Source organism: Sphingomonas sp. SDUR79 (genome assembly GCF_056821745.1).
On sequence record NZ_JBPDIN010000001.1, the window covers coordinates 1255909 to 1278953 of the forward strand.

24 protein-coding genes are annotated in these 23045 nt (G+C 65.9%); 10 read left to right on the forward strand and 14 right to left on the reverse strand.

What is annotated here, in order from left to right; translation table 11 throughout:
* Genes cydX through ACRYLO_RS06055 form a run of 3 tightly spaced genes read right to left on the reverse strand, consistent with a single transcriptional unit; the run spans nucleotide 1 to nucleotide 2888 of the window.
* Nucleotides 1-117 (reverse strand): cytochrome bd-I oxidase subunit CydX, encoded by a 117-nt coding sequence (cydX, locus tag ACRYLO_RS06045; protein ID WP_224920034.1) that lies wholly within the window; start codon nucleotides 115-117, stop codon nucleotides 1-3.
* A 16-nt stretch (nucleotides 118-133) separates the two neighbouring features.
* On the reverse strand, nucleotides 134-1282 hold the full coding sequence (gene cydB, locus ACRYLO_RS06050; RefSeq protein ID WP_482659334.1) for a cytochrome d ubiquinol oxidase subunit II: 1149 nt from the start codon (nucleotides 1280-1282) through the stop codon (nucleotides 134-136).
* Nucleotides 1283-1307: 25 nt separating this feature from the next.
* Nucleotides 1308-2888 (reverse strand): cytochrome ubiquinol oxidase subunit I, encoded by a 1581-nt coding sequence (locus ACRYLO_RS06055; protein ID WP_482661687.1) that lies wholly within the window; start codon nucleotides 2886-2888, stop codon nucleotides 1308-1310.
* Between the two features lie 120 nt (nucleotides 2889-3008).
* On the opposite strand from ACRYLO_RS06055, the gene ACRYLO_RS06060 reads away from it, so the two are divergent.
* The 3 genes from ACRYLO_RS06060 (at nucleotide 3009) to ACRYLO_RS06070 (ending at nucleotide 6405) form a co-directional block, all read left to right on the forward strand.
* The gene (locus ACRYLO_RS06060) at nucleotides 3009-4541 is read left to right on the forward strand and encodes an ABC transporter ATP-binding protein/permease (protein WP_482659335.1); all 1533 of its coding nucleotides are present in this window, start codon (nucleotides 3009-3011) and stop codon (nucleotides 4539-4541) included.
* Between the two features lie 5 nt (nucleotides 4542-4546).
* Nucleotides 4547-6118 carry an ATP-binding cassette domain-containing protein gene (locus tag ACRYLO_RS06065; RefSeq protein ID WP_482659336.1) on the forward strand — a complete coding sequence of 524 codons (1572 nt, stop codon included), beginning with the start codon at nucleotides 4547-4549 and terminating at the stop codon, nucleotides 6116-6118.
* A 107-nt stretch (nucleotides 6119-6225) separates the two neighbouring features.
* Nucleotides 6226-6405, forward strand: a complete 180-nt coding sequence (locus tag ACRYLO_RS06070) for a hypothetical protein (protein ID WP_482659337.1) — start codon at nucleotides 6226-6228, stop codon at nucleotides 6403-6405.
* An 89-nt stretch (nucleotides 6406-6494) separates the two neighbouring features.
* Here ACRYLO_RS06070 and ACRYLO_RS06075 read toward each other — a convergent pair whose 3' ends face one another.
* From ACRYLO_RS06075 to ACRYLO_RS06085, 3 genes are all read right to left on the reverse strand, one after another.
* On the reverse strand, nucleotides 6495-7847 hold the full coding sequence (locus ACRYLO_RS06075; protein WP_482661688.1) for a DNA recombination protein RmuC: 1353 nt from the start codon (nucleotides 7845-7847) through the stop codon (nucleotides 6495-6497).
* 92 nt (nucleotides 7848-7939) lie between these two features.
* On the reverse strand, nucleotides 7940-8428 hold the full coding sequence (locus ACRYLO_RS06080; RefSeq protein ID WP_482659338.1) for a DUF1465 family protein: 489 nt from the start codon (nucleotides 8426-8428) through the stop codon (nucleotides 7940-7942).
* Nucleotides 8429-8500: 72 nt separating this feature from the next.
* Complete coding sequence (locus ACRYLO_RS06085; RefSeq protein WP_294016956.1) at nucleotides 8501-8698, reverse strand: YdcH family protein; 198 nt, start codon at nucleotides 8696-8698, stop codon at nucleotides 8501-8503.
* 134 nt (nucleotides 8699-8832) lie between these two features.
* Between ACRYLO_RS06085 and ACRYLO_RS06090 the strand changes: the two genes are divergently transcribed.
* Nucleotides 8833-8988 (forward strand): YdcH family protein, encoded by a 156-nt coding sequence (locus ACRYLO_RS06090; RefSeq protein WP_294016630.1) that lies wholly within the window; start codon nucleotides 8833-8835, stop codon nucleotides 8986-8988.
* 120 nt (nucleotides 8989-9108) lie between these two features.
* Here ACRYLO_RS06090 and ACRYLO_RS06095 read toward each other — a convergent pair whose 3' ends face one another.
* The 5 genes from ACRYLO_RS06095 to ACRYLO_RS06115 all read right to left on the reverse strand — a co-directional run bounded on the left by ACRYLO_RS06095 (nucleotide 9109) and on the right by ACRYLO_RS06115 (nucleotide 12090).
* Entirely contained in the window at nucleotides 9109-9480 is a 372-nt protein-coding gene (locus ACRYLO_RS06095; RefSeq protein WP_482659339.1) for a PilZ domain-containing protein, read from the reverse strand.
* An 85-nt stretch (nucleotides 9481-9565) separates the two neighbouring features.
* A complete protein-coding gene (gene dksA / locus ACRYLO_RS06100) occupies nucleotides 9566-10027 on the reverse strand; it encodes an RNA polymerase-binding protein DksA (RefSeq protein ID WP_294016626.1) in 462 nt (153 codons plus the stop codon).
* A 516-nt stretch (nucleotides 10028-10543) separates the two neighbouring features.
* Nucleotides 10544-10675 carry a hypothetical protein gene (locus ACRYLO_RS06105; RefSeq protein ID WP_294016625.1) on the reverse strand — a complete coding sequence of 44 codons (132 nt, stop codon included), beginning with the start codon at nucleotides 10673-10675 and terminating at the stop codon, nucleotides 10544-10546.
* 36 nt (nucleotides 10676-10711) lie between these two features.
* Nucleotides 10712-11578: a hypothetical protein gene (locus ACRYLO_RS06110; protein WP_482659340.1), complete on the reverse strand. Its 867-nt coding sequence runs from the start codon at nucleotides 11576-11578 to the stop codon at nucleotides 10712-10714.
* A 68-nt stretch (nucleotides 11579-11646) separates the two neighbouring features.
* The gene (locus ACRYLO_RS06115) at nucleotides 11647-12090 is read right to left on the reverse strand and encodes a host attachment family protein (RefSeq protein WP_482659341.1); all 444 of its coding nucleotides are present in this window, start codon (nucleotides 12088-12090) and stop codon (nucleotides 11647-11649) included.
* Nucleotides 12091-12181: 91 nt separating this feature from the next.
* On the opposite strand from ACRYLO_RS06115, the gene serS reads away from it, so the two are divergent.
* The 4 genes from serS to ACRYLO_RS06135 are packed head-to-tail and all read left to right on the forward strand — an operon-like array spanning nucleotide 12182 to nucleotide 16325.
* Entirely contained in the window at nucleotides 12182-13459 is a 1278-nt protein-coding gene (gene serS / locus ACRYLO_RS06120) for a serine--tRNA ligase (protein WP_482659342.1), read from the forward strand.
* A complete protein-coding gene (surE, locus tag ACRYLO_RS06125) occupies nucleotides 13456-14220 on the forward strand; it encodes a 5'/3'-nucleotidase SurE (RefSeq protein ID WP_482659343.1) in 765 nt (254 codons plus the stop codon). The genes serS and surE overlap by 4 nt, the downstream gene beginning before the upstream one ends.
* Nucleotides 14221-14232: 12 nt before the next feature.
* Nucleotides 14233-15297 carry a peptidoglycan DD-metalloendopeptidase family protein gene (locus ACRYLO_RS06130; RefSeq protein ID WP_482659344.1) on the forward strand — a complete coding sequence of 355 codons (1065 nt, stop codon included), beginning with the start codon at nucleotides 14233-14235 and terminating at the stop codon, nucleotides 15295-15297.
* Entirely contained in the window at nucleotides 15294-16325 is a 1032-nt protein-coding gene (locus tag ACRYLO_RS06135; RefSeq protein ID WP_482659345.1) for a potassium channel family protein, read from the forward strand. Before ACRYLO_RS06130 ends, ACRYLO_RS06135 begins: the two co-directional genes overlap by 4 nt.
* 8 nt (nucleotides 16326-16333) lie before the next feature.
* Here ACRYLO_RS06135 and ACRYLO_RS06140 read toward each other — a convergent pair whose 3' ends face one another.
* Both ACRYLO_RS06140 and ACRYLO_RS06145 read right to left on the reverse strand, forming a co-directional pair.
* On the reverse strand, nucleotides 16334-17845 hold the full coding sequence (locus tag ACRYLO_RS06140; protein WP_482659346.1) for an ATP-binding protein: 1512 nt from the start codon (nucleotides 17843-17845) through the stop codon (nucleotides 16334-16336).
* Between the two features lie 261 nt (nucleotides 17846-18106).
* Nucleotides 18107-19507 carry a tetratricopeptide repeat protein gene (locus tag ACRYLO_RS06145; protein ID WP_482659347.1) on the reverse strand — a complete coding sequence of 467 codons (1401 nt, stop codon included), beginning with the start codon at nucleotides 19505-19507 and terminating at the stop codon, nucleotides 18107-18109.
* 182 nt (nucleotides 19508-19689) lie between these two features.
* Here ACRYLO_RS06145 and rimO point away from each other — a divergent pair, with 182 nt between their 5' ends.
* Nucleotides 19690-21018: a 30S ribosomal protein S12 methylthiotransferase RimO gene (gene rimO / locus ACRYLO_RS06150; protein ID WP_482659348.1), complete on the forward strand. Its 1329-nt coding sequence runs from the start codon at nucleotides 19690-19692 to the stop codon at nucleotides 21016-21018.
* Here the strand turns inward: rimO and ACRYLO_RS06155 are convergent.
* Nucleotides 20997-22055: a hypothetical protein gene (locus ACRYLO_RS06155; protein WP_482659349.1), complete on the reverse strand. Its 1059-nt coding sequence runs from the start codon at nucleotides 22053-22055 to the stop codon at nucleotides 20997-20999. The two genes, rimO and ACRYLO_RS06155, sit on opposite strands and share 22 nt — an antisense overlap.
* 59 nt (nucleotides 22056-22114) lie before the next feature.
* Here ACRYLO_RS06155 and ACRYLO_RS06160 point away from each other — a divergent pair, with 59 nt between their 5' ends.
* Complete coding sequence (locus ACRYLO_RS06160; protein ID WP_482659350.1) at nucleotides 22115-23041, forward strand: hypothetical protein; 927 nt, start codon at nucleotides 22115-22117, stop codon at nucleotides 23039-23041.
* Nucleotides 23042-23045 lie beyond the last annotated feature (4 nt).

A 23045-nucleotide genomic window follows, 5' to 3' on the forward strand; every position in this document is an offset into this window, starting at 1 on the left:
TCAGCCCTCAACAATCTGGTCTTCCGATGGCGGCGAGTGGAACTCGTGCCAGATGCCGTTGAGCACGGCGACGGCGACGGCAAGCGTCACGCCGAGGATCCAGGCGAAATACCACATGGCGGCTTCCTTTCGATCAGTAGAAATCGGGGTTGGTGCGGACCTGCTCGGTGGTCACCCGCCCGAACAGCACGCGATAGACCCATGCGGTGTAGAGCAGCACGATCGGCAGGAAGACGAGCGTGACGCCCAGCATGATGAACAGCGTCGTGTGGCTGGACGATGCGTTCCACACCGTCAGGCTCGAGGTCGGGTCGATCGCGCTCGGCAGGATGAACGGGAACATCGACAGGCCGACCGTTCCGATGATGCCGATATTGGCGAGCGAGGAGCCGGTGAATACCAGCACGTCGCGCCGCGCACGGATCCCCGCCAGCGCCACCAGCGGACCGACGAGGCCGATCAGCGGCGCGGCGATCATCCACGGATAGGCCGCATAATTGTCGAACCAGGCACCCGGTGCCGCGACCGCACCGGCAAGGCGCGGGTTGGACGGACCAGCGGTGTCGATCACGCCTTCGACGCGGAAGCCAAGGCCGCCCCAGGCGACGTAGAGGCCGCCAGCGACGAACAGCACCACTGCGGCAATCGCGGCAAACTGACCAATCGTGCGCGCCCGGTCGAGCACCGGCCCCTGCTCCGCTTTCAGCGACAGCCAGCCCGCACCGTGGAGCACCAGCATCGCGACCGAGAGCAGCCCGGCAAGCAGGCTGAACGGCGTGAACAGGCCGAGCAGCGTGCCATCGTAGAAGGAGCGCAGGTCGCTATCGAGGCGGAAGGGCAGCCCGAGGAGCACATTGCCGACCGCGACGCCGAACACCAGAGCCGGCACGAACCCGCCGACGAACAGCGCCCAGTCCCAGCGTGAGCGCCACTTCGGGTCCGGCCGCTTCGAGCGGTACTTGAACCCGACCGGCCGCAGGATCAGCGCGGCGAGGACCAGGAACATCGCAAGGTAGAAGCCGGAAAAGCTGACCGCATAGACGAACGGCCATGCGGCAAAGATCGCGCCGCCGCCGAGGATGAACCACACCTGGTTCCCCTCCCAGGTTGCGCCCACGGTGTTGATCACCATGCGGCGCTCTTCGTCAGTCTTGGCGACCCATGGAAGGAGTGAGGCCACGCCGAGATCGAACCCGTCGGTCAGGGCAAATCCGATCAGCAGCACGCCCATAAGCAGCCACCAGATGACGCGGAGCGTCTCGTAATCGAGCGGTAGGGTCATGATTGGTCTCCTTGTCCCGCGCGGCTCATTCGGCCGCGACGGTCTGGAAGGGATTGGGGGCGCCGGCGGGGGCGATCGGCTCGGCTTCGGGAGCGCCATGCTCAGGGCCGTGCTTGATCGCGCCGAGCATCAGCCGCACCTCGATCACTGCGAGCACACCATAGATCAGGGTGAAGCCGATGATCGTCGTCCACACCTGCGCCACGGTCAGGCTGGATGCGGCGAGGAAGGTCGGCAGCACGCCTTCGACCGCCCAGGGCTGACGCCCGATCTCGGCGATCAACCAACCCGCCTGGATCGCGACCCAAGGCAGCGGGATCACCCACAACGCCGTGCGCAGGAACCATTTGCGGTCGAACTTGCGCGTATTGGCATAGTAGAGCGCGACCCCGAAAAAGGCGATGAAGAAGAAGCCTAGCCCCGCCATGCCGCGGAACAGCCAGAACAGCACCGGCACGTTCGGAACGGTCGACCATGCAGCCTTGTCGATCGCGGCGGCATCGGCCTGACGCGGATCGGCGACATAGCGCTTGAGCAGCATCGCATAGCCAAGATCGGCCTTGTTCCGCTCGAACTGCTCGCGCGCAGCAAGGTTGGTGCGGTCGACCTTGAGCTTTTCGACCGCATCATAGGCGTCGATGCCGCGGATGATCCGGACGCGCGCCTGTTCGACCAGTGGCGTAATGCCGGCGACCTCGCCGGTCAGGCTGCGGGTGGAGATGAGGCCGAGAACATAGGGGATCTTGACCTCGTACTTGGTCTCGCGCCCCTCGTTCGACGGGATGCCGAAGATCGACAGGCCGGCCGGCGCGGGATCGGTGTGCCAAGCACCCTCGATCGCGGCGAGCTTCATCTTCTGGTTGTCGGTGAGCGCGTAGCCGCTCTCGTCGCCGAGCACGACGACCGACAGCGAGGAGGCAAGGCCGAACGCCGCCGCCACCGCAAAGCTGCGCTTGGCGAATTCGACGTGGCGACCCTTGAGCAGATACCAGGACGAGATGCCGAGCACGAAGACCGAGGCAAGGACATAGCCGGCGCTGACGGTATGGACGAACTTGGCCTGCGCGACGGGGTTGAACACCACCGCCATGAAGTCGACGACCTCCATCCGCATCGTTTCGGGGTTGAACGCCGAACCCGTCGGGTTCTGCATCCAGCCATTGGCGACAAGGATCCAGACGGCGGACAGGTTCGTGCCGAGCGCGACCATGAAGGTGGTCAGCAGATGCTGGCGCTTGGACAATTTGTCCCAGCCGAACACCATCAGGCCGATAAAGGTCGCTTCGAGGAAAAAGGCCATCAGCCCTTCGATCGCGAGCGGCGCGCCGAACACGTCGCCGACATAGTGCGAATAATAGGCCCAGTTGGTGCCGAATTCGAACTCCATCGTGATGCCGGTGGCGACACCGAGCACGAAGTTGATTCCGAACAATTTCCCCCAAAAGCGCGTGATATCGCGCCAGATCGGCCGGTCGGTGATCACATAGACCGTCTCCATGATCACAAGCATGAAGGCGAGCCCGAGCGTCAGCGGCACGAACAGGAAGTGATACATTGCCGTAAGCGCGAACTGAAGCCGCGACAATTCGACAACTGCCATGTCTATCGTCATTGTTTCCCCCATTTCCGGGACGTGTACCGGGCCGCCCTAGGATGCGGGGTGGCGTGCCGACATCGGGAATAGTACGGACTCGACCCGGCCCCCGATTGGACAGAAGGTCCACCCATGCGAAAGAACAGTCGCGCCGGAGCGTTCTGGCTGCTCGACATTGGTGGCGCGGCGGTTTTTGCCTGGGGACTTGCGGCGGCGGTGGCGGCGCTGATCGACGGACTGACGCCGCTTGTCGGCATCGCCGCGATGGTTGGCGGCGGTGCGATCCGCGCGCTGTCGGGCCTTGCCGCCCAGGCACTCGCGATCCGGGAGGCGCAGCGCAGCGTCGCACCGGTGCGTGCGCAGCTGCATCGGCGCCTGCTCGGCGAACCGCTGCCCCGAACGATCCCGATCGGCGAGAGCGCGGCGATCGCCATCGACCATGTCGACCGGATCGAGGCGCATGCCGCGCGGTTCCTGCCCGTGCGACAGGCGGCGGCCCTGGGACCGCTGCTGGTCGCGGGCTGCGTCGCGTTGGCCAGTCCGGTCGCTGCGGCAATCCTGATTGGAACGCTGCTCCCGTTCATCCTCGGCATGATCCTGGCGGGCACGATGGCGCGCCGCGCCGCCGATGCGCAGCTGCGTGCGCTGGAGCAGCTGTCCGACCTGTTCGTCGAACGGCTGCGCAGCCTGGCGATGATCCGCCATTTCGGCGCGGGCGAGCGCATCACGCGGCAGATCGGCGCGGCGACGCAAGGCGTTGCGACGCGCACGCTGGCGGTGCTGCGGATCGCGTTCCTGTCCAGCGCGGTGCTTGAGTTCTTTGCCGCGCTGTCGGTTGCACTAGTAGCGGTCTATTGCGGGTTCAGCTTGCTCGGCATCCTCCCTTTTCCGGTTCCGGAAACGCTGACCTTTCGCGAGGCATTGTTCGCGCTGGCGCTGGCCCCGGAATTCTATCTTCCGATGCGCCGCCTGGCAGCCGCGTATCATGAAAAGCAGCTTGGGGAGGCAGCACATGCGGTGGTCGATCCGCTCTGCGCCGCGCCGCCAGCACCACCTGCTGCGCATTCAGCCTTTGCGGGGCTTGAGGTCACGGACCTGGTCATCGCATGGCCCGGGGCGCGGATCGGGCCGGTGTCGTTCCGCCTTGGCGCCACCGGCATGGTCGCGCTCACCGGTCCGACCGGCAGTGGCAAGACCAGCGTGCTCGCCGCCTGTGCGGGACAGGTCGCCGCGTCGGAAGGCGATGTGTCTGCCATCGTCGCGACCGACATCGCCTGGGCGGCGCAGCGCCCGTTGGTGGTGCCTGGTACCCTCCGCGACAATCTCGCGCTTGCGCGCCCCTATACGCGCGACGACGACATTCTGGAAGTTTGCGCCCAGGTGGGGCTCGGCCCGTTGTTGGCCGCACGTGGCGGTCTCGACCTCCCGCTCGACCATCGCGCGGCAGGACTGTCGGGCGGGGAGTTGCGGCGTATCGGCCTGGCGCGGGCGTTGCTCTCCCGCCGACCATTGCTGCTCTGCGACGAACCGACCGCCGATCTGGACGCGACCAGCGCCCAGCAGATCGCGGCACTGCTTGCTGAGCTGGCAAAGACCCATGCGATCATTGTCGCGACGCATGACATGGCGTTGGCTGGCGGCGCGCAGGCGGAGGTGCGGCTGTGAGCGCGATGGACCGTCTCGCCGCACAACTGGGCATCGGGCGTCGCGTCGGCTTGGGCTGGCCGTTGCTGTTGTCGGGCATCGCGGCGGCGGCATCGGTCGCACTGCTCGCCATTTCGGGTTGGTTTCTGACCGGGGCAGCGATTGCCGGAGCAGGCGGCATGGCGGCCGTCACCGCCTTCAACTATCTGCTGCCCAGCGCCGCGATCCGCGCCCTCGCCATTGCCCGCACCGCCGCGCGTTATGGCGAACGACTGACCAGCCATGGTGCGGCGCTGACCGCGATGGCGGGGCTGCGCACGCGGTTGTTCGGCACGCTCGCCGCCGCCGATCCCCGCAAGGTGCCGGACCTTGCCAGCGGGGAAGCCAGCACGCGCCTCATCGACGATATCACGGCGATCGAGGATCTGGTCGTCCGCCGCTCGGCGCTACCCGGTGCGCTCTTCGGTGGAGTGGTTGCCACCGTTTGTATCGCGCTGTCGGGGTGGCGCGCGGCGGTAGCGTTTGTTGTGCTGGCGGGGATCGGCCTGTTGGGCGGCGCAACTCTGGCACGACGGGTGAGCACAGGCCCCGCCCGCGCTGCAGCGCAAGCGCGCGGGCGGGTACGCGACCGCTATGTCGAGCTGGCGGCCGCCCGACCGGAGATCATTGCGTATGGCTTGGCGGATCGGGTGGAGACCGCGCTGGCCGGGGATCTCGCGGCGCTCGACGCGGCACAGCGCGCGCTCGCGCGGGGCGAGGCGGCGCTGAACGGTGCCGTCGCGCTGTGGAGCACGGTGCTGGCGGTCGTCGTCCTGTTGCTCGCGGAGCACGGACCGGCGCTCGCCGCGCTGGCGACGCTCGCAGCATTTTCGGGGAGCGAGGCGCTGGCGGTCCGGGTGCGCAGCGCCCTGCGTGAGGCGGTGGTGGCCGAGGGGCTGGAGCGCGTCGCAACCCTCGCCGACATTGCGCCCGAGCCAGCCCCACGGCCCGGTGCCGTCGCCCTGTCGCTACGCATCGGAGCGGTCGCGGTCGCACCCGGCGCGCGGCTGGTCATCACGGGACCGTCGGGGAGTGGCAAGACCACGCTGATCGAGACGCTGGCCGGGCTGCGTTCCGCGGCCCTCCCGCTCGCCGTTGGCGGAACCCCGGTATCAGAGGTTGCCGCCGCGAACCTGGCGTCCCAGTTCGCACTCGCCCCGCAATCGCCGCAGCTGATCGCCGGGACCATCGGCGACAATCTCCGCCTCGCCCGCCCGGGGGTCGATGATACCGCGATGTGGGGCGCGCTCGAAACGGTGTGCCTCGCCGATCGCGTGCGCGCGATGCCGCAGGGCGTGAACACCCCGATCGGCGAAGCGGGCGGAACGCTGTCGGGCGGCGAGCAGAAGCGCCTGTCGCTCGCCCGCGCGCTGCTGGCGAACCGGCCCTGGCTCGTCGCGGACGAGCCCAGCGAAGGTCTCGACCCGGCGACCGAGGCGGAACTGGTCGCGCGCCTGGATGCGTGGCTGGCGGCAACCGGCACCGGCCTGATCCTCGTCTCCCACCGCCCTGCCCCGCGTGCCTTGTGCGCGCAGGCGCTGGCGTTGCCGCTCGGCTAACCCTTGATTTCACAAATCGAACTGGGTGCTAACCATCCTATTGCGGACTTGGACCGCGGCGTCATACCGGGGCCTTACTCTCGCAATAGCCGTAGGAGGTGCAACGCATGACCGAGCGATCAGCACTTATGCTGAGCCTAATAGCGCTCTACCTGGGATCGATCATTCCGGCGAAAACGGGAGAAGGAGCATTCTTCGCTATCCTAGCCCTCGGCTGGACGATCTATCTCATTTGGACAATTGTTGCTTGGCGTCGCGGTGAGAAGATTTTCATTTGGCAGCGATGAGGTGAGTGCGAGCACCCACCCGCGTGCCCTTTAGTTCAAGCCATCCCGCCATCGCCACGAATGCGGTCGCTCATGGCTTTACCACCCGATCACTCCGCCGCCTTCACCTCGTCCGCACCGTCGGGCTCGACGACAGTCGCATGGCTCGCGAGCAGCTCGACCGGGGGCACGCTCTCGATCTCGCGCGCGCCGGTTTCGATGTTCAGCTCCTTGAGCTTGCGCGCCGACACCAAGGCGCGACTTTCGAGCGAGCTGGCAAAGGCGTTGAAATTCTTGACCGCCGTGTTGAGCCCACTGCCGACCGTACGCAGGTCGCCCAGCGCCTTGGCCAGCCGGTCATACAGCTCCTTGCCCAGCGCACCGATCTGGCGCGCTTCCTTGGCCAGCATTTCCTGCCGCCACACCGCCGCCACCGTGCGCGCGATCGCGATCAGATTGGTCGGTGTCGCGAGCAGCACACGCTTCTCGAACGCGAAGTCCCACAAGGTCGGGTCATGCTCCAGCGCGGCCGAGAGGAAATGCTCGCCTGGGACGAACATGATGACATAATCGGGCGCGTCGTCGAACTGGGTCCAATAAGCCTTGTTGCCCAGCGCGTTGACGTGCGCCTTCATCGCCGCGGCATGTTGCCCGAGGCCGATATGGCGCTCGCTTTCGTCCACCGCGCCAAATGCGTCCTGATAGGCGTTGAGCGACACCTTGGCGTCGATGACCAGCGCCTTGCCGCCGGGCACGCGCACGATCGCGTCGGGGCGCAGCCGCCCGCCATCCTCATGCGCGACGCTCACTTCGGTCATGAAATCGGTGTGTTCGGACAGGCCGCAGGTTTCGAGCACGTTGCGGAGCTGCTGCTCGCCCCAGCGGCCGCGCGACTTGGGGGCGTTGCGCAGCGAATTGACCAGCTTCGCCGCCTCGGTGCTCACCCGCTCCTGCCCGATCCGCATCTGTTCGATCTGGCCCTTAAGCTCCCCGAACGCGTCGCGCCGTTCGGCCTCGACCTTGGCGACGCCTTCCTCATAGCGCTGCAGCCGCTCGGTCACCGGCTGGAGCAGCGCCTTGAGGTTCTGGCCCGCGACGCTTTCGGATTCCTTGAACCGGTCCTCGGCGCGCTTGAGGAACGCGGCCTGGGTCTCGGCCAGCATCGTTCCCGCCACCTCGCGGAACTGGCCGGTCAGCCGCTCCTCCAGCCCCTCCGCTTTGACCCGCAGCTCCGCCAGCTCGATCCGCGCCGCGTCGCGCTGGTCACGGATCGCGTTGAGCTGGTCGCGCAGCTCGGGGATTTCCCGCGCGCGTTCCTCGGCGGCTGCAAGATCGGTGATCGCGGCCTTGAAGTCTGCCTCCCGCCGATCGCGATCGGCCCGCAGCGCGGCATTCGCACGGCTTCCCGCAAACCAGCCGAACAGCGCCCCGACCGCCAGCGTCACCAGCAAAGCCACTGTCATTTCGATCGACACGCCACTTCCCTTCTGTTCCGTCGGCGACGGAACATAGACCGAACGTGCGCCGGGTTACAGGGTTAATCGCAGGCCGAAGATCAGAAGGCGTGGGCGAGCCGATCGAGCATCGTTCGCGCGGGGCTGACGGGGGCACCCACATCCTCGTCCTGCGCCGCGTCGAGCCGGGCGATGCGGCGATGCAGATCGATGCTGGCGGCGATCAGATGCTGCGCACCGACCGGCATCGCGTCGAGCGCGGCGCTATCGGTCACCGGCGCCTCACCCAGGCGACGCGATGGGTGCCGGGCTTCCCCCGGGCCAAGCTCCCCCGCCGCTACCGCGCGCTGGGTCAGCAGCCAGGCGATGCTGTGCATCAGACGGGTCGTGACCTTCAACGATTCGCAGGAGAAGATCACCCGATCCATTGCACCTAGCATGTCGCGCTGTTCGCGCCCCACCACGTCGAAATAGGCGCGCGCCTCGTCAGCGAGCAGCATCGACTCGGTATAAAGCGAGTCGATCAGCGCGCGATGGACGCGCAAGGTTTCCACTTCCCCGGTCATGGCGATGAACGCTGACAGAAACATTTCATTAACGAAATAGGGTTCTGCACACCCCGCATGTCCCAAAGCGGCGCGATGGCGGGCTTAGGGGCGGGGTCAGGCGATGATGTCGGGGATCAGCTGATCCTCGAGCATCGCGATCTCGTCGCGCAACAGCAGCTTGCGCTTCTTGAGCCGGGCGATCTGGAGCTGATCCGGCATGGCCGTTTTGGCGAGCGCGTCAATCGCAGCGTCCAGATCGCGGTGATCGACGCGAAGCAGCTCGAGCCGCCGCAGAATCTCGCTTTCGTCCATCAACCGCCCATCCCCGCACTCGACCCGTCGCATGTCGCCGTTGCCCTGTCGATGGGTAGTTATGCAAGGGGCGACATCGCCCGCGAATCATGTTCTATTTGCGATCCCCCAACCAGAGCAGGAGGATTGCTTCCATGCAAAACGCGCATCTCTCGGCACTTGCGGCCAAGCATGCATCACTGGACCGGCGGATCGTCGCCGAGTCGCAGCGGCCCGCGCCCGACCAGATGATCCTCGCCGACTTGAAGCGGCGCAAGCTCAAGCTCAAGGAAGAAATCGCGTTTAGCTGACGCGGTTCACCGGGTTGCCCCGCTGTTGCGGGGCGGCCCCTCCGCGCCGCAACACTGGCGCGATCAACCCACTGCAACTCCGATCCCCGCCCGCGCAAGAATCGCGCGCAGCGGCGCGGTTCAGCCCCGGAAGATATGCGGTTTCGCGAAGTGCGGCGTGCTTGCCCCACTGCCGACCGGCTTGCGCGCCAGCAGCGGGTCGATCGGACGGTCGAACGCGATGCCGATCCGGCCCTCCGCGCTCCACGCGACGTGGCCGCGAGTCCAGCCCACGCCGCGCACGTTGATTTCGACCGGCATGCCCGAATCGACCCGGTCCCCATATTCCGCCATCAGCCCACCGGCCGAAATGTTGCGAACGCGAACCGAAACCTCGGTCCCTTCGATGCGCAGCGTTGCAGCCAGAAACAGGCTGTCGCGCACGGCATTGCGCTGGCTGGCGGGATCGTCGCTGAAGCGCCCGCTGAAGGGGTCGGAAGAGAACTGGTCCATCTGCCGCTCGTGTCCACGTGTTACGCGCGGAGTTTAGAGCAGCAATGGCTATCGAAACCGTTAACTCGGCCCCGAAAACGGCCGCTTATTCTTCGCGCGAAACCTTTTCGTTACGCTCGTGACGCTCCTGCGCCTCCACCGTCATCGTCGCGATCGGACGGGCTTCCAGCCGGGCGAGGCTGATCGGCTCGCCGGTCACCTCGCAATAGCCATATTCGCCCTCTTCGATCCGGCGCAGCGCGGCGTCGATCTTGGAGATCAGCTTGCGCTGGCGGTCGCGCGTACGCAGTTCGATCGACCAGTCGGTTTCGCTCGAGGCGCGGTCGGTCAAGTCCGCTTCGCGCAGCGAATCGATCTGAAGCTGGTTGAGCGTTCCTGCGGCTTCGCGGTGAATTGCGTCCTTCCAGGCAAGGAGCTTCTCGCGAAAATATTGCTGCTGGCGCGCGTTCATGAACGGCTCGTCGGCGGTCGGACGATAGCCATCGGGCAAATCGTTCGCAGCGACAGGTTTCTCAGGATCGTCGCGGTGATCGAAAACGGTCGCCATCCCACACTCCACAACGGGATCGGATGGCTGAGCCGATCACAATCCCCTTATCCCCGGCGCGCCCTATATCGGGGCAAATTGGGTATCACAAGCTACCGAATCCACAGATTTGTGCGCCAAGCCGTTCTTGGCATGCGGGAAATTACAGCGCGCTGAACCAACATGCAGTTTTATCACGCTAAACCAGCCAAAGCGGTTAAGCATAAATTAACTGCGGCCGGCCATTCCGTCCCTTTAAGGCACATTAACCATAGATGATCCCAAGCAGCGGTAAATAATGGCTCAGATTATCGTGAAACCATGGTTAATGACATTGAACTTAATACTTTCTTCTGCACTTCTACGGCAATGACCCGCCAAACGGGTGCGATGCGCACCGCGCGGCGGCCGAGGACAAGAGAGAAGCAGAATGTCGGTTCGGATGGCCTTGGCAAAACTGTGCGCCTGCGCATGCGGCGGAGCCGTAGTCGGCGGCGGCGCAGTGCATGTCGCCGAAACCCGCGCCGAGCGCGGCTATCAGCAGCAGCGCCAGTCGGTGAAGCAGGGCGTGGTCCAGCGCCGCGTCGTCAAGCGCCCGCTGCGCAAGCGCGTCGTCCGCCGCACGGTCACCACGACCGCACAATGCCAGCCCCAGGTGCTGACCGTCACGACCCAGGGTAGTGCGATCCCCCTGCCCCCGCCAACCTATGGATCGAGCGGCGAGATGCCGGTCGTCGGTGGTGGCGGCGGTGGCGGCGGTGGGGCCGCAGCGGCGGTCACCGGGGGCAGCAGCGGCGGCTTTGTCGGCGGCTTCTTCGCCGGCGGGTTCTTCGGCGGATCGAGCGGCGGCAGCGGCGCATCGGGCAGCGGCGGCATTGTCATTTCCTCGACCAGCAGCACTAGCGGCGGGTCGACCTCCACCTCGGGCGGTTCGACTTCAACTTCCGCGGGCGGGTCCTCGGGCGATGTGTCGTCGTCCAGCGGCAGCGTCAGTTCGACGTCGTCGACCGGCGGTTCGTCATCGTCCACGGGCGGTCTGTCGAGCACCAGCACCTCGTCCACCGGCGGATCTTCGACCAGTTCGGCATCGGGCGGGTCTTCGGGCAATGTCTCGTCGGCCTCCGGCGGCTCGTCGGGCGATGTGTCGTCTTCGTCTGCGTCGGGTGGCTCTTCCGGCAATGTATCCTCGTCGTCCAGCGGCGACGTATCGTCGGCCTCAGGCGGCTCGTCGGGTAACGTGTCGTCGGCATCGAGCGGTGACGTGTCCTCGTCGGCGTCGTCGTCGGGCGACGTGTCGTCGTCGACCTCGGCCAGCTCGTCGGGCGACGTCTCTACCTCATCGTCCAACTCCTCGGCGTCGTCGACCTCGGCCTCGTCCTCGGGCGATGTCTCTTCCTCGACCTCAAGCGGGTGGAGCACGTCGAGCGGCTGGAGCACCTCGACGTCGAGCAGCACATCGACCTCGTCGGGTACGTCGAGCGGGGCGAGCAGTTCGGGTGGCCCCGATCCGGTTCCCGCGCCGCCGATGGTGCTGCTGTTCGGCGCGGCCGCAGCGGCGCTGGTGGTGCGCAAGCGGTTCCAGAACCGCAAGGCAAAGGACGCCGCGGCAGCCGAATAAGCGCCGCGGCGACCCATGCGGGTTATTCTGCGTTGATCAGCGCCTGTTCGATGTCCGGGATCGGATGACCGGTCAGCGTCTTGTCGATCTCGCCGGTCAGCCGCTCGCTTACTTCCTTGTGATAATGTTTGCGCAGTTCGCCCAGCGTCCGCGGCGGCGCGATGATGATCAGCGATTCGAAGTCGTTGTTCAGCGCGCGCTTCTTCAGCAATTCCGCAGTTTCCGCGGCGAACCGATCTTCCTCAAGCTGGTGGAAGTCGGTCTCCTCATAGGCGCTGCGGCCCGGTCCAACGCTTGAGAAGCTGCGGCCCGGCGTGTCGGTCCCCTGTTCGCGATCGGGCGGATTGTCCTGCACTCGCTTGCGCTCGACCTGTAGATTGAGATGCACCGCATCGCCCTCGTTCCTGAGGAAAAGCATCTTGCGGCCATCGGCGACCACGACCATTGCGTTGTGGGGAACCTGCATCGGTGTTTCTCCTCGTTATGTTGTGAAGGATGAACGCACGCCGCGCGCACCGGGTTGCCTAGCCCCGCGCGGCTCGCCATAGCCTGCGCCCATGCACGACATCCGCGCCATCCGAGAAAACCCCGAGGCGTTCGACGCCGCCCTTACCCGCCGCGGTGCCGAGCCGCAGGCCGAAATGCTGGTCGCGCTCGACGAAGCCCGCCGCGCGCTGACCACGCAGCAGCAGGAGGCGCAGACCCGCCGCAACGACCTGTCGAAGCAGGTCGGGCAGGCAAAGGCCGCGAAGGACGAGGCGCGTGCGCAGGCGTTGATGGCGGAGGTCGCGGGCCTCAAGCAGACGCTGGAAGATCTGAACCTTGCCCAGGGCGCGGCGGATGAGGCGTTGCGGACTGCGCTTGCCGCGATCCCGAACCTGCCCGCCACCGATGTCCCGGATGGCGCGAGCGAAGACGATAACCAGCTCGTTCACACGATCGGCACCCAGCCCGCCTTTGCCTTCACCCCGCGCGAGCATCACGACTTCGGCCCCGCGCTGGGCCTCGATTTCGACACGGGCGCGATGCTCGGCGGATCGCGCTTCACGCTGCTGCGCGGCCCTGCGGCAAAGCTGCACCGCGCGCTGGGGCAGTTCATGCTCGACACGCTGACCGGCGATCATGGCTATGACGAATGCGTGCCGCCGGTGCTGGTGCGCGACGAGATCATGTTCGGCACGGGTCAGCTGCCCAAATTCGCCGAGGATTCGTTCCGCACCACCGATGGCCGCTGGCTGATCCCGACATCGGAAGTCAGCCTGACCAACAGCGTGCGCGAGCAGATTTTGAGCGGTGAGGAACTGCCCCTGCGCCTCACTGCGCTCACCCCCTGCTTCCGCTCCGAAGCGGGTGCGGCGGGGCGCGACACGCGCGGATTTATCCGTCAGCACCAGTTCGAAAAGGTCGAGATGGTGTCGATCACCACCCCCGATCAGTCGGAGGCGGAGCATGAGCGGATGACCGCCTGCGCCGAGGATATCCTGACGCGGCTCGGCCTGTCCTTTCGCCGCATGCTGCTGTGTGCGGGGGATATGGGGTTCAGCGCGACTCGGACCTATGACCTTGAGGTGTGGCTGCCCGGCCAGGCGCGCTATCGCGAGATTTCGTCCTGTTCGACCTGTGGCGACTTCCAGGCGCGGCGGATGAATGCGCGCTATCGCGGCACGGATGGCAAGCCCGGCTTCGTCCACACGCTGAACGGATCGGGCCTCGCGGTCGGACGTACGTTGGTCGCCGTGCTGGAGAATTACCAGCAGGAGGACGGCGCAGTGGCGGTGCCTGAGGCGCTCCAGCCCTATCTGCGCGGCGTGAACCGGCTTGAGCCGCGCGAGTGAGGATCCTCCTTACCAACGATGACGGCATCCATGCGCGTGGCCTTGAGGTGCTGGAACGCCTCGCCCGAACCCTGTCCGACGACATCACCATCGTCGCGCCGCTTGAGGAACAATCGGGTAAGGGGCGATCGCTCAGCCTGACCGAACCCGTACGGCTACGCAAATTCGGCGAGCAACGCTTTGCCGTCACCGGCACGCCGACCGACGCGGTGATGATGGCGCTGGCAGAGATCATGAAGGACAGCCCGCCCGACCTGATCCTGTCCGGCGTCAATCGCGGAGCGAACCTTGGCGAGGATGTGAGCTATTCCGGGACCGTCTCGGCGGCGATGGAGGGCGCGCTGGCCGGCATCCCCTCGATCGCGCTCAGCCAGCGTTACGCGCTCAGCGCGCCCGGCGAGCGCGTGAGCTTCGAGGCAGCGGAGCAATGGGGCGAACGCGTGCTGCGGCCGCTGATCGCCGCCGATTGGGCGCCGCGCACGCTGATGAACGTCAATTTCCCACCGCTTCCTGCCGGGGAGGTCGCCGGGATCAAGGCCGTCGGACAGGGCCTGCGCGACTATGGCCGGCTGAAGCTCGACAAGCGCACCGACCCGCGCGGGTTCGACTATTACTGGTTTGGCCTCGGGCGCGTGCCGCACTCGCCGGTCGCCGATACCGACCTTGAGGCGATCGAGCAGGGCTGGATTACCGTGACGCCGCTGCATCTTGACCTGACGCATCGTGAATCTCTCGTTATGCTTGATCGGACATTTGGCTGAACCGGGCGGAGCATGCGGGGGATTGAGAACAAGACCGGGCTGATCGCCGTGCTGGTGCTGGCACCGCTGGCGAGTGCGTGTATTCCTCCTGCAACCGGGCCAGGGCCCCGCACGACACAGGGCTATGCCCCCAGCGACCCTACCACCGCGCCACGCCGCGAGGACGTGCCCGCGCTGCCTGCACCAGTATCGGCATGGGAAGCGCGCCGCGTTACCGCCGATGCACGCACGATCCCCGCTTCGGAATATGTCGTCGCGCCGGGCGACACGCTGCGCCGGATTGCCGACAAGACCGGCGCGGGGTCGGAAGCGATTGCCCGCGCGAACAATATCCCCCCGCCCTACACGATCCGCGTCGGACAGCGGCTGTCGATTCCCGGCGGGCGCTATCACCTCGTTCGTGCCGGAGAGACGGGTATCGCCATCGCCCGGGCCTATGGCGTGAACTGGAGCCGCATTGTTACCGAGAACGATCTGGCCGAACCCTATATCCTGCGCACGGGCATGCGGCTGTTGGTCCCGGGCGATCCACGGACGATGACGATCGAGGAACGCGCCGCCGCCTTCAGGCTGAACATCGACGATATCGTCACGGGCGGTCAGCCTGCGATTGCAGAAACTGCGCGCCCGACCCGGCCGACCGCCTCATCGGCGCGCATTCTGCCCCCCGACGCCGCGGTGGCCGCCCCCACCACGCTGCGTGGCGGCTTTGCCTGGCCGGTTAAGGGCACGATCGTACGCCGCTTCGGCCCGATCGCGAGCGGTGAGCGCAGCGACGGGCTCAAGATTGCCGTCCCGCTCGACACGCCGGTCCTCGCCGCCGCCGACGGCACCGTCGCCTATGTCGGGAGCGAAATCCCGTCGCTCGGCGGCCTCGTGATCCTGCAGCACGGCAGCGGCTGGACCAGCGTTTATGGCCATGCCGGACAGTTGCTTGTCCAGCGCGGCCAGTCGGTCAAGCGCGGGCAGATGATCGCCCTGTCCGGCGACAGCGGAACGAACCGCGCGCAGCTGCATTTCGAGCTGCGTCAGGGTCGCACTCCCGTCGATCCGCTGCCGAGATTGCCCGCCCGTTGAGCCGCCCGCGCATCCCGCACCACGCCGCGCTGCGCCGCAAGTCCAGCATCTCTCCCTGGGTGTCGATTGCCTGGCGGATCGCCGCCGTGCTCGGCCTCTACGCTTTTGCGGTTGCCTTCCACTGGTTTGACCGGGAAGGGCTGCGCGACAATTTCGATGATCACATCAGCTTCCTCGACATCATCTATTTCACGATGATCTCGATCACCACGACCGGCTATGGCGACATCGTGCCGATCTCGCCCGGCGCGCGGATGTTCGATGCGCTGGTGGTGACACCGATCCGGATCTTCGTGATCCTGATCTTCATCGGCACGACCTATCAGTTCATCCTCAAACGCACATGGGACAGGTGGCGCATGGCTCAAATCCAGAAGATGCTCACCAATCACATCGTCGTCGCAGGGTTCGGCAAGACCGGGTCGGACGCGGTCAACGAACTGATCGCGCGTGGCACTGACCCCGCCTGCATCGTGGTCGTTGACGGCGACGAACACGCGCTGACGCGCGCCGAAGAGGCGGGGTGCAATGTGCTGGTCGGCGATGCGACCCGCGATCAGACGTTGCACGACGTCCGGATCGATCGCGCCAAGACGCTGATCGTCGCGACCGGCCGCGACGATACCTCGATTCTTGTCACGCTGACCGCGCGGCATCTCGCGCCCGCGGTGCCGATCTCGATCATCATCAAGGCGGACGATAACGAGCTGCCCGCCCGCGCCGCCGGGGCAAATACCGTGATCAATCCGGTCAGCTTTGCCGGCCTGCTGCTCGCCGGATCGGTCGAAGGGACGCATGTCGCCGACTATATGCTCGATCTCGCCTCGGTCGACGGGCGGGTGCATTTGTCGGAACGCTGCGTCACGATGACGGAGGTTGGCAAGCCGTTGTCGGCAATTACCACGGGCCTTGGCGTGCGTATCTATCGCAACGGGACGCCGCACGGATTCTTCGAGCCGGAAGCGCAGGCGTTGTGCGAACACGATGTAATCGTCGAGATCGTTCCGACGGAGGCCGCTGCCAGCTAACAGGTCCGTCAATCCAGCGTGGGCAGCGCGCTTTCACGTTTCACGGTGATGCTGATTGTCGCGCCCTGGCTGCGGTTCCACGCTTTCAGTTCTCCGCCATGCACCTCGATAATGCGGCGGCAGATCGACAGGCCGATGCCCAGCCCATGCTCGGCCTTGGTCGAGATGAACGGCAGGTTGAACTGCTCGAGCACGCTGTAGGGAAAGCCCGGGCCGTCATCTTCCACGCGGATTTCGACCATATCAGTGGGAAGAACGTCGCACGATATCCGGATCTCCCGCCGTTCGGCCGGCAGCGGGGCCAGCGCCTCTTCGGCATTTCGGATCAGATTGACCAGCACCTGCTGGATCTGGACCCGGTCGATCAGCACGCGCGTCTGCCCATATCCTCCGGAATAGAGGATGCGCGCGCGCGGCCCGACATTCCCGCCACGGGCCAGCTCAATCGCGTCGTAGATGACGGGGTCGAGCAGTTCGACGCGCAGTTCCGCGTTTCCCTTCGAGAGGTAATCGCGAATGCGGCGGATGATGTCGCCCGCGCGGGCGATCTGCCCACGTACCTGGTGGAGCTGCGATGCCACCGCCTCTCGCGTACCGTCGCCCCGGATCATCAGTTCGCCCACCGCCAGATAGTTCGACGCTGCGGTCAGTGGCTGGTTGAGCTCGTGCGCCAGCCCCGCTGCCATCTCGCTCAGCGACGAGACGCGCGCCGAATGGGCGAATTCGTTGCGCATCATGTCGATCCGGCGCTGCGCCTGTTCCTGATTGCCGATGTGACGGAAGTAGAGCACGAGCAGCGCACCGACCACCAAGGTCAAGGCGGTCGCGAAGCTCAGGAACCACCCCGCCCGGCGGGCAGCCGGAGCCAGCACATCGGCCTCGCCTACGCCAGACGTGACGAAAATGGGGTAGTTGGCAAGCCGTTGGTGGCTGAACAGCCTGCGTTGGTCGTCGAGCACGCTCGGCCCCCAATAGTCCCCCATCGGGTTCGCGAGCTGGCGCTGCATGACCAGGGTAAACTGTACGTCCTGCCCCCAGGTCACCCTGCTGCCCTCGCGCCGCGCCAGCGTCATGCCACTCAGCGAGATGATCGAGATCAGGTCCGCCTCCCGATAATCGAGCCCGACGTTGAAATCGACGAAGCGGTACGCCGGAATCTCCACCGCCACCATGCCACGGAACGTGCCGCGTTCATCGCGAAGCGACCGGGCGACCAGCAGCACGGTCTCCCCCGTTTTGGGTCGCCGGATGGGATCGGAGATGGCGCGCACGCGGAGAGGTGCGTCGCGCAGCTCGCGAAAAACGCGAAGCCTTCGCAAATCCAGGGGCTCGCCCTCCCCGGCGCTGAAGCGGGCATTGCCATCCGCGTCGGCAATTTGGGCGCCGACGATCGCCGGATCAAAGTAACGCGGCAGGACAATCTGGCGCGGGGTGGCGGCGTCCTCTGCGCGGGCTGGTGCGCCATAGCGTTGTTCAAGATAGACCGTGGCTAGTTCCGCGGCCTCCAGCGTCTTGCGCACATATTGGCCGAACGCAACGACCCGCCCCCGATTTTCGCGGACTGCCGCCTCAGCTGCAGCGGCCCGGTCTTCCGTGATCTGCCAAATCACCGTGACCCAGGCGACGATGATGAACAGCGTGCCCGTGATCATCACGAGCCGCGCGGCTGGCTGACGAAGGATCGTCAGAAAGATATTCGGCGCCTGCACCCCACCACCAGCCCGTTCGAGCCGTATTTGACCCTCACGTTACTGTGCGCGCGAACCGAAAACCAGTCCCCCTTATCGTCGCTGCGCCAGAGTCCATGCGCTCGCCACCTGAAACTTGAAGATCGGCGAATATTGGCGCGTCTCGCGCTGGGCGGCCGCATCGAAGTCGCGGTAGCTTGCAAGTCGTTCCAGCAGCAGCGCCCCGGCATCGGAAAGCAAGGGGTAAGCGCGCGCTGGCTCACCGATCAGCAACAGGCTGGTCCCGGCATACATCTGGAAATCGATCAGCAGCTTGTTGCTTCCCGCGCCGGAGCGCTTGGCCAGCGCAACCAATTGCTCGATCACCGGCACCACCCGATCCAGTCGCCCCTGATCCTGTTTCATCGTCAGCCCGACCTGCCCGATCAGCAGTTTGATCCGTATCGCTGCGGGGACAGCCTCATCATTGGCGGCCGCCGTCAACCGATCCATATAGGGCGCGGCCTCACCAAAGCGCCCGGCATCGATCAGTGCGAGGCCAAGCATCGCCGCCGCCGCCGTGGCGACGGGCGAATTGGCACCATGTTGCTTCTCGGTGCTCGCAAGGTCCGCCCGGGCTGCCTCGATCGGGTCGGTCGGCGCCGCCAGAGCCCAGTCGATCCGCTTGAGCACTGCAGCGTCGGGCTTGGCCAGGCTGATGATCCGCGCGGCGACAGTCCGTGCTTCGCTCTCGCGGTCCAGACGGCGCAAGGTGCTGGCGAGGCTCGCCAGGGCGTCGAGGGTCAGGTCACTCCCTCCGCCCCCGGCACGCTCGTACAGCGCCGCCGCCTTCCGGAACGCCCCTTCGGCCTCACGATAGCGGTCGAGCGAATAATAGGCCGTGCCCGTGCATTGATGCACACGGCCCGACAACACCAGCTCGTCCGGCGTGTTTTCCGGAAGCTTGCCCGCCAAGGGGGTCAGCAGCGCGATTGCGTCCTCGCCACGTCCGAGATTCCACTGGGCGACGCACAGCGAAACCGCGGCGATTACCGAGACCCGCGCAGTCGGGCCATTCAGCTTGCGCGCCACGGCCAGGCGACGTTCGGCCGCCGGCAGATATTTCTGCAGGTTCATCAGCCGGTCGTAATAGGTCGTCAGCGCACCGAGTATCCCCAGCGCCTCCGGACTGTCCCGACCAACCCGCGTATCGATATAGGTCTGGGCGTCCAGAATGGTCGGTTCAACCTTGGCATTACCCGCGGTCGCCACCAGTACCGCTACCGCCATCGCCAGATCGGCACAGGCATTGCCCTGTGGCCGCGTCGCCTTGCACGTCTCGAATGCGGGAACGATCGCGTCCGCTGCCTTGCCATATTCGCCCCGCTCGAACGCAGCGATCCCTTCCGGCGGCACGGGTACGCGCACTGTTTCCTGCGCCGCTGCGGGTGCGGCGACCGCCATGCCGACCGCGATCAGCCCCGCCCCGATCCAGTATCGCCCGTGTTCGATCATCGCCCTGCGTCCATCTGCCCTGAGCCACCGCCCCTCAGGTGAAAGGCCAAGCACTTAACACCGCGCTGGCAGTCTGATCGCGCGATTTGTGGTCCGCAACTGACAAGTTCGGCCCGCCTGAGGGTCGCGCATTGCCCCGCCCCTATCTTTTTTCACAGAATTGCCTATGTGCGCGGCCAATCATGGCAACGCGACTCCCCGAAGCCCCCAAGGTGGGCATGGTGTCGCTCGGCTGTCCCAAGAATCTGGTCGACAGCGAGCGTATCCTGACAAAACTCCGTTCCGACGGCTACGCCATGTCGGCGGACTATGCCGGCGCCGATGTGGTGCTGGTCAACACCTGCGGGTTCCTCGACAGCGCCAAGGAGGAATCGCTCGAAGCGATCGGTGAGGCGATTGCGGAGAATGGTCGCGTCATCGTCACCGGCTGCATGGGCAAGGAAGCGGAGGTCATCCGCGCGCGCTTTCCCAATGTGTTGGCGGTCACTGGTGCGCACCAATATGAGGAAGTGGTCGGCGCCGTGCACGACGCCGCGCCGATGCCGCCCAACGCGTTTCTCAACCTCGTCCCCGAAGGTGGGCTCAAGCTCACTCCGCGCCATTACAGCTATCTGAAGATCAGCGAGGGCTGCAATCACCGCTGTTCCTTCTGTATCATCCCGGCGCTGCGTGGCGACCTGGTCAGCCGCCGCCCCGACGCGATCCTGCGGGAGGCGGAGAAGCTGGTCGAGGCGGGGACCAAGGAACTGCTGGTGATCAGCCAGGACACCAGCGCCTATGGCGTCGACATCCGCAAGGAGCCGCGCATGTGGAAGGGCGCGGAAGTCGTGCCGCACATGACCGACCTTGCCCGCGAACTGGGCAAGATCGCCCCGTGGGTGCGGCTGCACTATGTCTACCCCTACCCGCATGTCGATCAGGTCATCCCGCTGATGGCAGAGGGGCTGATCCTCCCCTATCTCGACATCCCGTTCCAGCACGCCGCGCCCAGCGTGCTGCGTACGATGCGCCGCCCGGCGAACGAGGCCAAGGTGCTGGAGCGCATCCACAAATGGCGTGAGATCGCCCCGGAAATCACGATCCGCTCGACCTTCGTCGTCGGCTTCCCCGGGGAGACGGAGGCAGATTTCCAGTATCTGCTCGACTGGCTCGACGAGGCCCAACTCGACCGTGTCGGCGCATTCCGCTTCGAGCCCGTTGAGGGCGCTGCCGCCAACGACCTGCCCGGCGCGGTGCCGGAAGCGGTCAAGGAAGAGCGCTACGCCCGTATCATGGAGAAAACTGCCACGATCAGCGCCGCCAAGCTTCAGGCCAAGATCGGCCGGACGCTGGAAGTGATCATCGACGAGGTCGATGGCGACGGGGCAAATGCGCGGTCGCAGGCCGATGCGCCCGAGATCGACGGCACCGTGTTCCTGCGCGACGCCGGGCATCTGAAACAGGGCGACATCGTCCGTGTCGAGATCGAGGACGCGGACGAGCACGACCTCTATGGCGCGCCCTTCGCCTGAGCTTCCGCCGCTTCCATCTCGCGGACTGCCGCCAACGCCCCTTCGAGCGCCGCTAGCGCAGCCGGGTGCGTCGGGTGCGTCCCCCCGGCAAAATGTACGGCAGCCATGCGGTAGACCGCCTCGGCCAGGGCACGCGCCGAGTGGCACACTGCATCGAGATCGACGGTCCCGTCCGCTCCGTTGAAGTGATCGACCTCCTGCACCAGGATGCGGCAGCCATAGACGGCGCGTGCGGACGTGCGCGAACCGCCGATCACCCGTAGCTGCACCTGTTCGAACGTGACGCGGGTCAGCCCCGGCTCAGCGTGGCACATGAACTCAAAACGGCGCGCGCCCGAGAGAATCGCGAGCGCGCCGCGCAACATGTCGCCCATCGCATCGGTCAGATACCCGCCGCCGAACGCGCCGGACTGATCGCCGACATGCACGTCGACCCCATACCAGCCATAGCCGTCGATCTCATACCGGAACGCCACGTCGCCCGTCTCGATCCCGGATTCCCAATCGTCGATCCGGTCGGAAGTTTCGGGTAGCGGCACCGGGATCGGCACCGGCGCCGCAGGTCCGCTGCGCTCCAGCAATTCGAGCAAGCGCGGGCGCCACCCCCGATTTTCGCTTTCCAGCCGTTGCAGCGTGGTGCGCGCGCCGGCGACGGCCTCGTCCAGCGCTTCCTGCCATAGGCGGAAGGTGAAGTTATGCTCGATATGGCCCCAGCGCACCCATGTACGCAACCGCATCCACCCCGGTTCCGACCGCGACAATGCGATCCGGAGTGAACCGCCCTGCGAAGCAAGCGTCACCTCATCGACCGACCCCGCCGCAAACGCTTCGAGTTCAGCGACGAAAGGTCGAAAATCGGGCAGCTGGATCTTCGGGCCTTTGAAGGCAAGCACGTCGAAGCTGCTTTCCCGCACTTCCGCCACGACATCCAGCCAGGTTCGCCCTGCGCTGTCTCCGATCCAAAGCGACAGCCAACCGAGCTTGATGTCGGGTGGGAGCGCGTCGCGTCGCTCCGCTGCCGTTTCGATCGCCGCCAATCCGTCCTCCCTGCCCGCTTTTGCTTGAACTGCCATGTTCGGCGCTTAGGGTCCAATGCATGACGCCGCGCTTCCTCACCATCGCCACCATGCCGCTTGCCGGCCTGATGCTATCCGGCGTGCAGGCAGACCATGGTATTCGCGGCGCACCGGTCGATCCGCTGACGATTCCGGACGACGATTTTGCCCGCCACCGCGATCCCGCGACGTGGCGCGGGCTGTCGGTCACCCGGCTCGAGTTTCGTGAAGAAAGAGGGAGTTGGCGGCTGTTCCGCATCGCGAATGTTAAGAACCCGCGCGGCCCGCTATGGTTCGTCCCGCACGACAATGAAAATGCGGGGTTCGAAGCAGGGCTGGCCGGCGTGCGCGCCTATGGCGGGGTGATGATCGTCGTCGATTCCGGGATCGCCGAGGATGGTCGGCGTCGCAACGCTGCGGTCGATCGCGGCGGACCGATCGACCCCAATCGCAACTTCCGTGACGGAACGCCGCTTTACGCCAATACCATCCTAGCCGATGTGCGCCGCGGCGCGCTGCCGATCATTGCGCTGCACACCAATTCGCCGGGGTTCGACACGCGCAATTCCCGGTGCAACCAGTCCGACCCGCCGGGGCGCGGCGAGGTGTCGATCCGCTTCTGCGATGACGTCATGCAGCCATCGCCGTCACAGGGCCGCGCCTGGCCGTTCGATGACGACGACAGCCTCGCCTATGTCGCATATCGCGCGGGTGCCTCCCCCTATTCCGCCTGGTGCGGCAAGGCGCTGGCGCTGGCCGATTTCAACGTCGTGTTCGAGCGGGTGAGTGTCAGCGACGGGTCGCTGTCCAACTATGCGCTGCTGCGCGGTCTGCCCTATGTGAATTTCGAGACGCAGGAGCGCGGGCTGGACCCCACCCGGCTGGCGGAGAGCCGCAACCGGCTGGTGGCGATGATCGACCGCGCGATGGAGCGCTGCACCGCTCCGACGACGAAGCTCGCACGCTAGTTGC

Excerpts from the sequence above, each read along its gene's own strand:
- dksA (WP_294016626.1), bottom strand. The coding sequence starts at position 10,027 with ATGGCGACCGTTTTCGATCACCGCGACGATCCTGAGAAACCTGTCGCT.
- serS (WP_482659342.1), top strand. The coding sequence starts at position 12,182 with ATGCACGACATCCGCGCCATCCGAGAAAACCCCGAGGCGTTCGACGCC.
- cydB (WP_482659334.1), bottom strand. The coding sequence starts at position 1,282 with ATGACCCTACCGCTCGATTACGAGACGCTCCGCGTCATCTGGTGGCTG.
- ACRYLO_RS06075 (WP_482661688.1), bottom strand. The coding sequence starts at position 7,847 with ATGACAGTGGCTTTGCTGGTGACGCTGGCGGTCGGGGCGCTGTTCGGC.
- rimO (WP_482659348.1), top strand. The coding sequence starts at position 19,690 with ATGGCAACGCGACTCCCCGAAGCCCCCAAGGTGGGCATGGTGTCGCTC.
- ACRYLO_RS06095 (WP_482659339.1), bottom strand. The coding sequence starts at position 9,480 with ATGGACCAGTTCTCTTCCGACCCCTTCAGCGGGCGCTTCAGCGACGAT.
- ACRYLO_RS06115 (WP_482659341.1), bottom strand. The coding sequence starts at position 12,090 with ATGCAGGTTCCCCACAACGCAATGGTCGTGGTCGCCGATGGCCGCAAG.
- ACRYLO_RS06145 (WP_482659347.1), bottom strand. The coding sequence starts at position 19,507 with ATGATCGAACACGGGCGATACTGGATCGGGGCGGGGCTGATCGCGGTC.
- ACRYLO_RS06070 (WP_482659337.1), top strand. The coding sequence starts at position 6,226 with ATGACCGAGCGATCAGCACTTATGCTGAGCCTAATAGCGCTCTACCTG.
- ACRYLO_RS06060 (WP_482659335.1), top strand. The coding sequence starts at position 3,009 with ATGCGAAAGAACAGTCGCGCCGGAGCGTTCTGGCTGCTCGACATTGGT.
- ACRYLO_RS06090 (WP_294016630.1), top strand. The coding sequence starts at position 8,833 with ATGCAAAACGCGCATCTCTCGGCACTTGCGGCCAAGCATGCATCACTG.
- ACRYLO_RS06130 (WP_482659344.1), top strand. The coding sequence starts at position 14,233 with ATGCGGGGGATTGAGAACAAGACCGGGCTGATCGCCGTGCTGGTGCTG.
- ACRYLO_RS06080 (WP_482659338.1), bottom strand. The coding sequence starts at position 8,428 with ATGTTTCTGTCAGCGTTCATCGCCATGACCGGGGAAGTGGAAACCTTG.
- ACRYLO_RS06160 (WP_482659350.1), top strand. The coding sequence starts at position 22,115 with ATGACGCCGCGCTTCCTCACCATCGCCACCATGCCGCTTGCCGGCCTG.
- ACRYLO_RS06065 (WP_482659336.1), top strand. The coding sequence starts at position 4,547 with ATGGACCGTCTCGCCGCACAACTGGGCATCGGGCGTCGCGTCGGCTTG.
- cydX (WP_224920034.1), bottom strand. The coding sequence starts at position 117 with ATGTGGTATTTCGCCTGGATCCTCGGCGTGACGCTTGCCGTCGCCGTC.
- ACRYLO_RS06085 (WP_294016956.1), bottom strand. The coding sequence starts at position 8,698 with ATGGACGAAAGCGAGATTCTGCGGCGGCTCGAGCTGCTTCGCGTCGAT.